This is a genomic window from Stenotrophomonas sp. AR029 (assembly GCF_047520695.2).
Lineage (GTDB): Bacteria > Pseudomonadota > Gammaproteobacteria > Xanthomonadales > Xanthomonadaceae > Stenotrophomonas > Stenotrophomonas sepilia.
In genome coordinates this window covers 563,039-574,844 of sequence record NZ_JAXBQQ020000001.1, presented here as the reverse complement: position 1 = coordinate 574,844, position 11,806 = coordinate 563,039, and the positions used below count along the sequence as shown (strand labels likewise).

The following is an 11,806-nucleotide window of genomic DNA, read 5'->3' as shown; positions in this document are numbered from 1 at the left end:
TCTGCTGCAGTTCGCCGCTGACTGCAAGGTCCCGCGGTTTCCTGTTCCGGGCCGGGTCAAGGAGGTCGCGGCGTACTGCCCGGAAAATGCCGGGGGAGCCGGGCGGTTACAATGGCAGCTGTTGATTCACTTTGAGGTACTTGCTGATGTCTTCTGCCCCTGCCTGCCCGCAGTGCACCCTGGAAAACACCTACGCCGATGGCGCGCTGTGGATCTGCGCCGACTGCGGCTTCGAATGGACCGCCGAGGAAAGTGCCGGTTCGACCCTGGTCGTGCGTGACAGCAACGGCAATACCCTGCAGGCCGGTGACACCGTCACCGTGATCAAGGACCTGAAGGTGAAGGGCTCCTCGATCCCGCTCAAGCAGGGCACCGTGATCCGCAACATCCGTTTGGTGGAGGACGATGCCGAGCACATCGAAGGCAATTCGGACAAGATCAAGGGCCTGGTCCTGAAGACCTGCTTCCTCAAGAAGGCCTGACCGGCCTTCAGCGCCGGGCCTGCTGCTGTGCGCGCCAGCGGGCCAGGCTGTCCAGCTTGGCCTGGTAGCGCGCCTGCTGCGGCGCCCCGCCCAGTTCCTGTGCACGCAGCAGCTCACGATCGGCGTGCTTGAGCTGGCCCGCCAGGAAATAGACCCGCGCCAGACCGAAGTGGAACTGGTGCGCGGTGTCGTACAGGCGCACGGCCTGCCGGTAATAGCGGATCGCCTGCTGCAGTTGCCCGGCGCGTTCGGCCTCGGCACCGAGCATGTACTGCGCGAATGGGTCTTCGCGCTGCACCGATTGCAACCGCTGCTCCAGCGCCTGGGCCTGCGCAATCATGCCGAGCTTGCGGTAGAGGGCGCTGGCGTTGGTGAGTGCAGCATCCTGGCGGCCGTCCAGTCGCAGCGCCCTTTCCAGAGCCCGGCGTGCAGCGGCGGTATCGCCCGTGCGGTTTTCCAGCACGCCCAGGTTGTTCCAGGTGGCAGCGAAGCTGCCGTCCTGCGCCAGCGCGGTATCGAAGAAGGTACGTGCGCCTGCCAGGTCGCCGCTGGCCATGCGTTCGGCACCGCGATTGTTGTAGAAGTGCGCCAACGCCCGCGCCTGGCTGATCGGCAGCGGCCCGCGGCGGTCGTACAGCACATTGCGATCCAGATCGACGGTGGCGAAGCGGCCGGCAAAGCCGACCCCGGCATTGACGTGGCCTACGCTGTAGACCAGGCCCTGGGCCTGGTCCTGGTACCACGACACCACCTGGCCAACTTCCTGCACGCGCGCCTGGATGCCGGCTTCGCGTGCCAGTGCGACGAACATCAGGGTGAAGGCCAGGCAGTTGGCGCGTCGCTGCTGCCAGATTTCGCTGACAGTAAGGGTCGCGTCGGCGTCGTACTGCAGGTCCATGCCATGGCGGTCGAAGATCATCTCCACCAGCGCCTGCAGGCGCTGCTCGCGCGAATAGCTGCGACGGGTCACCTGGGTGTGCAGCATATCGAGCATGGCCGGTGGAATCGCGAACACCTGCTGCGGTGTTGGAATCGTCGGCGCGGTGGTGCTGGCAGCGACCGCAGGGGCTTCGCTCGCGTCAGGGTTCAGTGCGATCGCGGAGGGTGCCGCCAATGCGGCCAATGCGAGCAGAACGGATCGGGCGGCAGGACGGTACATGACGGCTCCCGGCAGCGGCGGGCGCTCCCGCCTGAGGCGAGTGTAGACCTGTGCGCGCACCCCTGCAGTGACCGCTGGTCGGTCCGCGCGTTCATCCACAGCCGGTGTGGACCAGCGCTCGACAAAGCTGTGGACAACCGCGTTGGGGCCCCGTGCGGAGAGCGTTGTGAGGGTGTGGTGAAAAAATGGCCGGCTTGCCCGCTACCGGCGCAGGCGGGATGATCCGGTCATGGACTTCTCCCCGCTGACGCTCGCTCCGGCGCAGTGGCAGGCGCTGCAGGACAGCTATGCAACGCCACCACGTGCCTACCATCACTTCGGCCACGTGCGTGCGGTGCTGCAGCACTGCCAGGAGGTTGCCGACGGTCCAGGCTGGCAGCAGCCGGCCGAAGTCTACCTGGCCGCGCTCTACCACGATGCGATCTATGTGGCGGGGCGAAAGGACAACGAAGCGCGTTCGGCGCAGCTGGCCCTGCAGGCGATCGCACAGGCGCCGGAACTTGCCACGGTCGACGCGGCCCGGGTCGAGCAGCTGATCCTGCTGACTGCCCGCCATGGCGAGCTCGCCCCGGACGATGTCGATGCCGAGGCCGCGTTGTTCCTGGACTGCGACATGGCGATCCTGGCAGCGCCGGAGCCGGTGTTCAGCGCCTATGACCGCGGCGTGGCCGAAGAGTACAAGGGCGTGGTGCCAGGCTTCCTGTATCGCGCCGGCCGCCGCCGTTTCCTGCAGGGCCTGCTGCGTGCACCGCGCATCTTCCTCAGCGAATTCTTCCACCAGCGCCTCGACTCTGCCGCGCGCGACAACCTGCGCCGGCAGCTGGGCCGCTGAACCAGCCCGGTACACTGGGGCCCGTTTCCACCGATTGCCGCTTCCAACCGTGTCCGTCCCTGATCCCGATCCCCGTCCGCTGCCGCCGGAAGAGCCCGGTCCGAACGAATGTTGCGGCAGCGGTTGCCCGCTATGTGTGCTGGACCTGTATGCCGACGAGCTGCAGCGCTATCGCAAGGCGTTGGCCGAATGGCTGGCGCGGCACCCGGAGGCGTCCACATGAGCCGCGCGCGCCCAGCGGCACTGCTGGCGCTGGCGGCGCTGCTGCTGTTCGTGGCCACCGCGCTGTGGACCCAGTTCGCACGCACCGATCTGGACTGGGTGCGGGCCACGCTCAGCCTCTATCTGCACGGGCCGTGGGGGCTGGCATTGCGCGCGGCCTACTGCCTGCTGGCATTGGCGATCGCCCTGCTCGGCATCAGCCTCTACCGGGGCAGCGTCGGCCCGCGGCGCAGCGCGGCGGCGCCGCTGCTGTTCACTGTCTCGGCACTGGGCCTGGCCACGGTCGCCATCGGTGACAGCTGGCTGCCGGAAGCGACGCCGCTGCTGGCACCGTTCATCCACGGGCTGGCGGCCAACACGGCGTTCCTGTGTGCCAGCGTCGGCATGCTGCTGCAGGCCTGGTACCTGCGCCGCGAACCGGGTTGGCAGTCCGCCGCGAGCCTGCTCTGGGGCTGGGCCTGGCTGGCGTTCGTACTGTTGTGGCTGCATGTGTTGTGGCGCGCCGGTCCGCCGCGCGGGCTGGGCCAGAAGGTCGTGATCGTGGTGATCGTAGGCTGGCTGCTGTACCTGGCGCTGGCACTGTACCGGCGCAGTCGGCGTACCACGGCCGACTGAATCGCCAACGGCCTGCACCGGTACGTGCCGTGCACGCGGTGGCGGCGTATCGTGTGCGCATTCCATCGGGGATGCGATATGAAGCGTGCAGGGCTGGGCAGGGCAATGGGTGTGGTTCTGGCGCTGGCGGCGCTGCCGGCAATGGCGGCGGCCAACGTGCAGCAGTTCAGCCACGGGCGGTTCGAGCAGATTCCGGTGCACATGCCGGCAGGCACGCCGCAGCGGGTGGTGATCTGGTTCCACGAGCCCACCCCAGGGGGTGACACCAGCCGCCTGCCGATCGAAGCCCTGCGTGCCGACGGCGCCATCGTTGCCGCTGTGGACATCGCGCACCTGCGCGGGGTGCTCAAGCGCGAGGGTGATCCGACCTGCTCGTTCGGCGCCGGTGACGTCGAGAACTTCTCGCGCTGGCTGCAGGCGTCCCTGCATCTGCCCGGCTACCACCTGCCGCTGGTCGGCGGTGACGGCGAGGGTGCCGAGATGGCCTATTCGCTCGCGGCGCAGGCCGACACCCAGGTGTTTGCCGGCCTGCTGACCACCGGCTTCTGCCCGGACCACAACCATGAGCGCATGGTCTGCGGCGATGGTGTGAAGCACAACACGCTGCAGCCCGCCGAACTGAATTTTCCGTGGTTGAGTGCCGCTGGCGATCACGGCTGCAAGGTGGGCGAGGCCAGTCGGTTCGTTCAGCAGGTCGCCATGGCACGCGAATTCAAGCGAACCGCGCGCGGTGATGCCTCACCCGGTCTGGTGGCCGCGGCGCGGGTGATCGGCGCGCAGGCCGGGGTCAGTCTGGCACCGCCGCCGGCCGCGCTGAAAGGCCTGCCGGTGGTGGAAGTACCGGCGACCGGTAGCGGCGATACGCTGGCGGTATTCGTTTCCGGCGATGGTGGCTGGGCCGGCCTGGACAAGGACGTGGCGTCGTCGCTCAACGAGCACGGCGTGGCCGTGGTCGGCATCGACTCGTTGCGGTACTTCTGGAGCGAGCGCACGCCGAAGGGCTTCGCCGCTGACCTGCAGAAGATCATCGACCACTACCGCCAGCAGTGGCACCGCGACAAGGTGATGCTGATCGGTTTTTCGCAGGGTGCCGACGTGCTGCCGGCCACCATCAACCAGCTCGACGCGGGTACCCGAGAGGCGCTGGACCGCATCGTGCTGCTGTCGGTAGGCAGGAAGGCCGACTTCGAATTCCATGTCAGCAACTGGCTGGGCGGCGGCGGCGATGGCCTGCCGATCGCTCCGGAAGTGGCCAGGCTGCCGGCGGAAAAAACGTTGTGCGTGTACGGCGACAAGGACGAGGACGCACTGTGCCCGGACCTGCCGGACAATGACGGCGTGAGGAAGGTGAAGTTGCCGGGCGATCACCATTTCGGGGGGGACTACGATCGCTTGGCCGAAGTGATCCTCAAGGGCGGGGCGTGAAGCGGAGAGCGTGCGAACCAACGGTTCGCACCCACCAGAACGAGCCGCGGTAACGCCGGGCCACGCCCGTCAGCGTGTTGGCGCTGGCGTGTCGACCAAGGTCGACACCTGCCGGGTGGTGCGGGTCGTCAGTTGCGCCGCGGGTCCAGAGAGATCAGGCGCGTGGCGTCCAGCAGCGCCGCCGGCAGGTGCATGCCGCCGGGCGCGGCGAGATAGCGCGGCCGCCATTGCGGATCGAACTTCGACTTGAAGCGGCGCAGGCCACTGAACCCGTAGAAACGTTCGCCATGCCGCGCCAGCAGGCCGGCCAGCCGGTTCCAGCGGCCAGCCAGACGATGCTGTGCCAGCCCGGAAAGCGGCGCCATGCCCAGCGAGAAACGTGCATAGCCCTGTGCGCGGCCCCACAGGAACAGCTCGATGAAGAGGAAGTCCATCGTGCCCTTCGGTGCTTCGCTGACGTGGCGCATCAGGTCCACCGACAGCTCGGCGCCTGCCGGTGCCTGCCACAGGTTGGCGAAGGCCACGATCTGGCCTTCGGCCTCGACCAGCGCCACCGGGAAGCGCACCAGGTAATCCGGGTCGTAGCTGCCGAGCGAGAAGCCCTTTTCGTCGCCGGCCTTGTCTTCCAGCCATGCGTTGGAGATCGCGTGCAGGCGCGGCAGCAGGCTGGGAACTTCCTCCACGGGCGCCACGCGGAAGGACAGGCCACCCCGCTTGCCCCGGTTCCAGGCCTGGCGCAGGTCGGCGCGCTCGCGCCCTTCCAGGCCGAAATCATGCAGCGGCACCATCGCTTCTTCGCCCAGCTTGACCAGCCCCAGGCCGAGGTCAAGGTAGGTCTGCCAGTAGGACTCGCCGACCTGGTAGAAGACGGGGCGCAGGCCGAGGCGGTCGGCTTCCTCGCGGAAGCGCCAGATCAATGCGCGGGCGACGTCCGGCGGGCCGACCGGGTCGCCCATCGCGATCAGCGAACCTCCATAGCGCTGCATCATCACGAAGCCCAGTTTCGCTTCATCGCGCAGCACTGCCTTGTCAGCGGTCAGCACCAGGCAGGCCTGGGTGTCGGTGGCACCGGCCAGGACTGGCGCCAGCGATTGCAGCGTCGCTTCATCGGCGGCGGGCAGCGGGCTGCGTGTGCTGTGCAGCAGCCGCGCCAGGCCGAACATCACCAGCGCGATGGCCACCACCAGCAACGCGCGCAACGCGCGCGGTGCGTTGCCGGAGACCGCGAACTGCCACCACAGCTCGTTCTGGTATTCGACATGGCTGTAGGTGAAGAACAGCAGCCAGGTCACTGCCACCAGCACCAGGCCCAGGTTGCGCAGCCACGGCCACGACCAGGCTTCATCCAGCAGCGCACCCTGGCGGTAGAACTCGCGGCGCGCGGCCCACAGCGCCATCGCCACCAGCACCGCCGAGACGGCAATCAACGGTTGGCCACCGCGCAGCCACAGCGGCAGCGGGGTGGCCACGCACACCGCCATCGCCAGCATCCACGCCGCGTGGCTGCGCCGGGCCAGGCCCTGCCCGATCAGCAGCAGCGCGACACCACTGAGGCTGCCGATCAGGTGCGAGGTTTCCAGGATCGGCAGCGAGGCATTCACCAGGTGCCGGCGTGGCGTGGGCAGCGTGCCATCGATGACCAGCGCGGCGCCGATGCTGAACACCGCCAGCGCGATGATCTGCGGCAACCATGGGCGCAGTGCGTTCCAGCCGGCGCGGGTTGCCCCGGCACTGGCCTGCAGCGGCTGGCGCAGCGCGGGCGCAAGGGCGAGCAACGTGGCCAGCACCAGCGGTAGTACGTAATAGGTCACGCGGTAGATCAACGCGGCCGCCAGCACCGCCGCCGGTGCCACCTGCGGCAACAGCTTCAACAGGCTCCATTCGAACACGCCCAGGCCGGCCGGCACGGTCGAGACCAGGCCGGCCAGTACCGCGACGAGGTACAGGCCGACGAAGCCGGGCAGGCCGGTGGGCGTCGAGTCCGGCAGCAGCACATAGAACGCGGCGCTGGCCAGCACCAGCTCGATCACGCTGAGCACGGTGACGCCGAGCATGGTGCGGCGGTCGGGTAGCCACAACGTATGGCCGAACACGCTGAACTGCCGTCCATCGCGACCGACCAGCAGCACGGTACCCAGATAGGCGAGCAGGGCGACGATGCCGACGATGCGCACGGCATCGGGATTCAGTGGCAATGCCAACGCCGCTGCCGCCGGTTCCATGCAGAGCGCCACGCTGATCAACAGCCACGCACCGAACACGAAACCGAGCGTGCTCATCAGCACCACCTGGCCGATCTGCGCCAGGTCCAGGCCGGCGCTGCGGTAGCCACGCAGGCGCACTGCGCCACCGGTCAACGCGGCAAAGCCCACCGTCTGGCCCAGCGTATGCGCAAGGAAGGCGGTAATGCCGATGCGTGCCGGATGCACGCGGATGCCGCTGCGGCGCAGGCCGATGGCATCGAAGCCGATCAGGCAGGCGTAGCTGGCCAGGCCGAGCATCACGGTGAGCGTGATCTGCAGGCCACTGAGCTGGCGGAACGCCTGGCGGATGGCGCGGTAGCCGTGCTCATCGAATTCACTGGCCAGGCCATGCAGGGCCAGCGAGAGGATCAGCAGTGGAACGACAATGGTGAGGACCCGCTTCCATGCCGGGGTGGAGGAAGCGGCGGCGGGGTTGGTGGCTGCGGTCATCGGCGCAAGGGTGCGTCAGGAGGGGCGAGTGCGGTGTCAACGCGGGGCGTGGCGCATCGTGCGCCTGTCGCCGCCATTTGACCAGCAGATGTGTCGGAGCCCGGTAGTGACGCGTCGCGCGGGGGACCCGTGCACCCACCGTTGACCGGATTGGAGGACAATGCGGGCCTGATCACCCGCAGGAGCCACGCCCATGATGGAGCGTTACGACGTCGGACCGCGCATGTCCGAAATGACCGTGTACAACAAGGTCGCCTACCTCTCCGGCCAGATTCCGGAAGACACCAGCCAGGACATCACCGGCCAGACCCGGCAGGTGCTGGCGGAGATCGACAAGCTGCTGGCGCTGGTCGCCAGTGATCGCCAGCACGTGCTGCGTGCGGAAGTGTTCCTGGCCGACATCGCCGACTTCGACGGCATGAACAAGGCGTGGGACGAGTGGGTGGTCGAGGGCGCGACTCCGGCCCGCGCAACCTTCGAAGCCAAGCTCGCCCACGCCGAGTGGAAGGTCGAGATCGTGGTGACGGCAGCGGTGCCGTAACTGCGGGATGGGGTCAGATCCCTTTCCTGCGGAAAGGGATCTGACCCCTGTTACAGGCGCACCAGCTCGATGCAGTCCACCGGGCACGGCGGGATGCACAGCTCGCAGCCGGTGCACAGGTCGGCAATGACCGTGTGCATGTACTTGGCGCCGCCGACGATGGCGTCCACCGGGCAGGCCTGGATGCACTTGGTGCAGCCGATGCAGTCGGCTTCGACGATCAACGCCACCTGGGCCGCCTTGTGCTCGCCGCGCGAACGATCGAACGGAATCGCCGGTACACCCAGCACCTGCGCCAACGCCCGTGCACCGGCGTCGCCACCCGGCGGGCAGCGGTCCACACCGGCCTCGCCACGTGCCATTGCCTGCGCATACGGGCGGCAGCCGTCATAGCCGCATTGCCCGCATTGGGTCTGCGGCAGCAGGCGGTCGAGGCGTTCGGTCAGGGGCGGGATCAGGCTCATGCGTGGCGAAGGCTGCGCGTTGGGTTATTTCAGGGGCTTGCCGCGGAACCAGCGCTCGTGGGCCAGCGCCAGCATCGGCTTGTCTTCGGAACTGTCACCGTAGGCATGGATGCGCACGTAGCGCGACAGATCGAACTGGCGGCGGATGTGCTCGACCTTGCGCGGGCCGCAGTCGCCACCAGCGTAACGGCCGGTCAGGCGGCCGTCCTGGCTTTCCAGCCGGTTGCAGATCAGCTGCAGGCCCAGCTCCTCGCACCACGGCCGCAGGTACAGGTCCAGCGAGCCGGACACGATCACGACGGTGTGCTGCTGTTCCTTGTGCCAACGGATCTGCTCCAGCATTTCCGGGCGCACCACGTCGGGCAGGAACTCGCGCGAGAAGCCTGCGGCCAGCGTGGCGATGTCATCGCTGTGGCGGTCACTGAAGGTCAGGCGGGTGACGCGTGCACGGATGCGTTCGGCCGAGATCAGCTTCAACCTGTACGCGGCCAGCCACGGCCCGACTTTCCACCATGCCTGTGCCAGCTGTTCGGCGGTGGCCACGCGGCGCAGGAAGCGGCCATAGGTATCGCAGGTGGTCACGGTGTGGTCGAAGTCGAACAGCGCCAGTTCCATTGCGTTGCTTCCCATCGCGTTGCCTCCCGGGGCCGGAGCTGCCGGCGGGCGCGGCCGTAACCACGCCCGCTGCAGGCATCAGCGAACCGGCATGCCCGGCTGCGCGCCGCTGTCGGCGTCCAGCAGCGCCAGTGCGCCACCGTCGAAGCCGGCCGACAGGATCATGCCTTCGCTCAGGCCGAAGCGCATCTTGCGCGGGGCCAGGTTGGCGATGAACACCACGCTGCGGCCCACCAGCTTCTCCGGTTCGCCGTAGCTGCCACGGATGCCGGAGAAGATCTGGCGCTTGCCCAGCTCGCCGGCGTCCAGTTCGAAGCGCAGCAGCTTGTCCGAACCTTCCACGAACTCGCAGACCAGCACCTTGCCGATGCGCAGGTCGAGCTTGGCGAAATCGTCGATGCCGATGTAGGCCGGCGCGTCGGCGCTCTTTGCTTCGTCCTTGGCCGGGGCCGGGGCCGGGGCGGCCGGCTTGGCAGCGGGGGCAGCGGCAGCCGCCGGCTGCAGGGTGTCCTTGGAGGCGTCGATCATGGCGTCAATCTTCTTCGGGTCAATACGGGTGAACAGCGGGGTGTACTCGGTGATGCGGTGTCCCAGCAGCGGTTGCGCCAGCTCGGTCCAGTCGTTCACCGGCGCGGCCAGGAAGGCCTCGGCCTGCGCGGCGGTGGCCGGCAGCACCGGCTTCAGGGCGGTGACCAGCACGCGGAACAGGTTCAGGCCCTGGCTGCACACGGCCTGCAGCTGCGCATCGGCGCCTTCCTGCTTGGCGATGACCCACGGCTTGACGTCGTCGATGTAGCGGTTGGCTTCGTCGGCCAGGGTCATGGTCAAGCGGATCGCCGCAGCCGGGTCGTTGCGCTCGTAGGCTTCACGGATCGGCGCCAGCCCATCGACGAAGCGCTGGTACTGCGCCGCGTCGGGCAGCTGCGCGGCCAGCTGGCCGTCGAAGCGCTTGCTGATGAAGCCGGCGCAGCGGCTGGCCAGGTTGACGAACTTGCCGACCAGGTCGGCGTTGACGCGGGCGATGAAGTCGCCCAGGTTCAGGTCGAGATCGTCGACGCCACCGCCGGACTTGGCGGCGTAGTAGTAGCGCAGCGCTTCCGGCTCCAGGCCGGCATCGAGGAAGGTACGGGCCATCACGAAGGTGCCGCGCGACTTGCTCATCTTGGCGCCGTCCACGGTCAGGTAGCCGTTGACGTGCAGGCGGGTCGGCGCGCGGTGGCCGGTTCCGTGCAGTACCGCCGGCCAGAACAGGCCATGGAAGTTGACGATGTCCTTGCCGATGAAGTGGTGCAGTTCGGTGGCGGTGCCGGCACGCAGGTGCGCTTCGAAGTCCTCACCGATCCTGCCGCACAGGGTCTGGAAGCTGGACAGGTAGCCGATCGGTGCATCCAGCCAGACATAGAAGTACTTGCCCGGCTGGCCGGGAATCTGGAAGCCGAAGTACGGCGCATCGCGCGAGATGTCCCACGCGCGCAGGCCACCCTCGGCATTGAGCCACTCGCCCAGCTTGGCCTTCACGCCCGGCAGGGCGACATCGCCGGCCAGCCATTCGCGCAGGAACGCATCGAAGTGACCCACCTCGAAGAAGAAGTGCTCCGAATCGCGCATTTCCGGCGTGGCACCGGAGATGACCGAACGCGGTTCCTTCAGGTCGGTCGGTGCGTAGGTCGCGCCGCAGACTTCGCAGTTGTCGCCGTACTGGTCGGGACTGCCGCAGTTCGGACAGATGCCCTTGACGTAGCGGTCGGGCAGGAACATGCCCTTGGCCGGGTCGTAGAACTGCGCGACCGAACGGCGGCTGATGTGGCCGGCCGCTTCCAGCTTCAGGTAGAACTGCTCGGTCAACGCCTTGTTGGCCGCCGAATTGGTCGAGTCGTAGTGGTCGAAGGCCACGCCGAAGGCGGCGAAGTCACGTTCGTGGCTGGCCTGGATGTTGGCGATGAAGGTTTCCGGGGTGACCCCGGCCTTTTCCGCGGCCAGCATGATCGGTGTGCCGTGGGTGTCATCGGCGCAGACGAACCAGGTCCTGCCGCCGCTCATTCGCCGCGCACGTACCCAGATGTCAGCCTGGATGTAGCCGACCAGGTGGCCCAGGTGCAGCGGGCCGTTGGCGTAGGGCAGGGCGGTGGTGACGAGCGCGGTACGGGTCATGGTCGCGGGTGGATCCGAGGGGAACCGCAGATTATCGCATGCCCGCAACGACGTGACCCGGCCGGGGCCGGGTCACGGGTTGACGGAGGTGCGGGGCGCTTATTCGCGCTGCCAGGTCTGCGCGCGGCAGATGAAGGCGATGCAGCCGGACACGTCCAGCCGGGTGCCGCCGGGCTGCAGTTCCATCTTCGACTTGTAGGTCTTGCCGTTGGCCGGGTCGAGGATGGTGCCGCCGGACCACTTGTTGGCGCCGTCGGCCTTCAGGTTCCAGAGGATGGTCATGCCCTTCACCGGCTTGTTCCTGTTGGCGCCTTCACAGCCGTCACAGACCGGGTTCGGGCCCTTGTCCGAGTGCAGGATGTCGACCACCTTGCCGGTCAGCGTGCCGTTGGGGGCCTGGGTGATCTCGACGATCGACTTCACCTTGCCGGTCTTGTCGTCGATGGTCTTCCAGCGGCCGGCGGCGCCGTCGGCGGCCTGCGCCGAGAGTGCGGCCAGGCACATCGGCAATGCCAGCAGCAGGGTCTTGAAGGTCTTGCGCATGGTCCCCTCCCAGGGTTCATTCCGGCACGGTGCCGGCATGGGTCGACTGTATACCCATTCGGCG

Annotated in this window: 12 protein-coding genes; 6 read left to right on the top strand and 6 right to left on the bottom strand. The window is 67.8% G+C overall.

The annotated features are described in order from the left end of the window. Positions 1 to 146: 146 nt before the first annotated feature. Positions 147 to 482: a zinc ribbon domain-containing protein YjdM gene (locus ACM0PB_RS02720; RefSeq protein WP_010482882.1), complete on the top strand. Its 336-nt coding sequence runs from the start codon at positions 147 to 149 to the stop codon at positions 480 to 482. A 7-nt stretch (positions 483 to 489) separates the two neighbouring features. Here the strand turns inward: ACM0PB_RS02720 and ACM0PB_RS02715 are convergent, their stop codons facing one another. Further along, the gene (locus ACM0PB_RS02715) at positions 490 to 1,641 is read right to left on the bottom strand and encodes a transglutaminase-like domain-containing protein (RefSeq protein WP_065179251.1); all 1,152 of its coding nucleotides are present in this window, start codon (positions 1,639 to 1,641) and stop codon (positions 490 to 492) included. Positions 1,642 to 1,870: 229 nt separating this feature from the next. On the opposite strand from ACM0PB_RS02715, the gene ACM0PB_RS02710 reads away from it, so the two are divergent. From ACM0PB_RS02710 to ACM0PB_RS02695, 4 genes are all read left to right on the top strand, one after another. Further along, complete coding sequence (locus ACM0PB_RS02710) at positions 1,871 to 2,473, top strand: HD domain-containing protein (RefSeq protein WP_065179250.1); 603 nt, start codon at positions 1,871 to 1,873, stop codon at positions 2,471 to 2,473. A 49-nt stretch (positions 2,474 to 2,522) separates the two neighbouring features. After that, entirely contained in the window at positions 2,523 to 2,696 is a 174-nt protein-coding gene (locus ACM0PB_RS02705) for an oxidoreductase-like domain-containing protein (protein ID WP_049415754.1), read from the top strand. Further along, a complete protein-coding gene (locus tag ACM0PB_RS02700) occupies positions 2,693 to 3,310 on the top strand; it encodes a DUF998 domain-containing protein (RefSeq protein ID WP_005418159.1) in 618 nt (205 codons plus the stop codon). The genes ACM0PB_RS02705 and ACM0PB_RS02700 overlap by 4 nt, the downstream gene beginning before the upstream one ends. Positions 3,311 to 3,388: 78 nt before the next feature. Next, on the top strand, positions 3,389 to 4,735 hold the full coding sequence (locus ACM0PB_RS02695) for a virulence factor family protein (protein WP_204324513.1): 1,347 nt from the start codon (positions 3,389 to 3,391) through the stop codon (positions 4,733 to 4,735). A gap of 128 nt (positions 4,736 to 4,863) precedes the next feature. Here ACM0PB_RS02695 and mprF read toward each other — a convergent pair whose 3' ends face one another. Continuing rightward, the gene (gene mprF / locus ACM0PB_RS02690; RefSeq protein WP_164230342.1) at positions 4,864 to 7,428 is read right to left on the bottom strand and encodes a bifunctional lysylphosphatidylglycerol flippase/synthetase MprF; all 2,565 of its coding nucleotides are present in this window, start codon (positions 7,426 to 7,428) and stop codon (positions 4,864 to 4,866) included. Between the two features lie 193 nt (positions 7,429 to 7,621). Here mprF and ACM0PB_RS02685 point away from each other — a divergent pair, with 193 nt between their 5' ends. Continuing rightward, on the top strand, positions 7,622 to 7,969 hold the full coding sequence (locus ACM0PB_RS02685; protein ID WP_005418155.1) for a RidA family protein: 348 nt from the start codon (positions 7,622 to 7,624) through the stop codon (positions 7,967 to 7,969). A gap of 50 nt (positions 7,970 to 8,019) precedes the next feature. On the opposite strand, the gene rnfB is transcribed toward ACM0PB_RS02685, so the two are convergent. From rnfB to ACM0PB_RS02665, 4 genes are all read right to left on the bottom strand, one after another. Beyond that, positions 8,020 to 8,433: an Rnf electron transport complex subunit RnfB gene (gene rnfB, locus ACM0PB_RS02680; RefSeq protein WP_005418154.1), complete on the bottom strand. Its 414-nt coding sequence runs from the start codon at positions 8,431 to 8,433 to the stop codon at positions 8,020 to 8,022. Between the two features lie 24 nt (positions 8,434 to 8,457). After that, a complete protein-coding gene (locus tag ACM0PB_RS02675) occupies positions 8,458 to 9,048 on the bottom strand; it encodes an HAD family hydrolase (RefSeq protein WP_065185481.1) in 591 nt (196 codons plus the stop codon). A gap of 78 nt (positions 9,049 to 9,126) precedes the next feature. Continuing rightward, complete coding sequence (metG, locus tag ACM0PB_RS02670; RefSeq protein WP_065179247.1) at positions 9,127 to 11,199, bottom strand: methionine--tRNA ligase; 2,073 nt, start codon at positions 11,197 to 11,199, stop codon at positions 9,127 to 9,129. 99 nt (positions 11,200 to 11,298) lie between these two features. Further along, positions 11,299 to 11,742: a DUF2147 domain-containing protein gene (locus tag ACM0PB_RS02665; RefSeq protein WP_065179246.1), complete on the bottom strand. Its 444-nt coding sequence runs from the start codon at positions 11,740 to 11,742 to the stop codon at positions 11,299 to 11,301. Between the last annotated feature and the right edge of the window lie 64 nt (positions 11,743 to 11,806).

Coding starts and splice junctions, on each gene's coding strand:
- ACM0PB_RS02720 (WP_010482882.1), top strand. CDS start 147: ATGTCTTCTGCCCCTGCCTGCCCGCAGTGCACCCTGGAAAACACCTAC.
- ACM0PB_RS02715 (WP_065179251.1), bottom strand. CDS start 1,641: ATGTACCGTCCTGCCGCCCGATCCGTTCTGCTCGCATTGGCCGCATTG.
- ACM0PB_RS02710 (WP_065179250.1), top strand. CDS start 1,871: ATGGACTTCTCCCCGCTGACGCTCGCTCCGGCGCAGTGGCAGGCGCTG.
- ACM0PB_RS02700 (WP_005418159.1), top strand. CDS start 2,693: ATGAGCCGCGCGCGCCCAGCGGCACTGCTGGCGCTGGCGGCGCTGCTG.
- ACM0PB_RS02695 (WP_204324513.1), top strand. CDS start 3,389: ATGAAGCGTGCAGGGCTGGGCAGGGCAATGGGTGTGGTTCTGGCGCTG.
- mprF (WP_164230342.1), bottom strand. CDS start 7,428: ATGACCGCAGCCACCAACCCCGCCGCCGCTTCCTCCACCCCGGCATGG.
- ACM0PB_RS02685 (WP_005418155.1), top strand. CDS start 7,622: ATGATGGAGCGTTACGACGTCGGACCGCGCATGTCCGAAATGACCGTG.
- rnfB (WP_005418154.1), bottom strand. CDS start 8,433: ATGAGCCTGATCCCGCCCCTGACCGAACGCCTCGACCGCCTGCTGCCG.
- ACM0PB_RS02675 (WP_065185481.1), bottom strand. CDS start 9,048: ATGGAACTGGCGCTGTTCGACTTCGACCACACCGTGACCACCTGCGAT.
- metG (WP_065179247.1), bottom strand. CDS start 11,199: ATGACCCGTACCGCGCTCGTCACCACCGCCCTGCCCTACGCCAACGGC.
- ACM0PB_RS02665 (WP_065179246.1), bottom strand. CDS start 11,742: ATGCGCAAGACCTTCAAGACCCTGCTGCTGGCATTGCCGATGTGCCTG.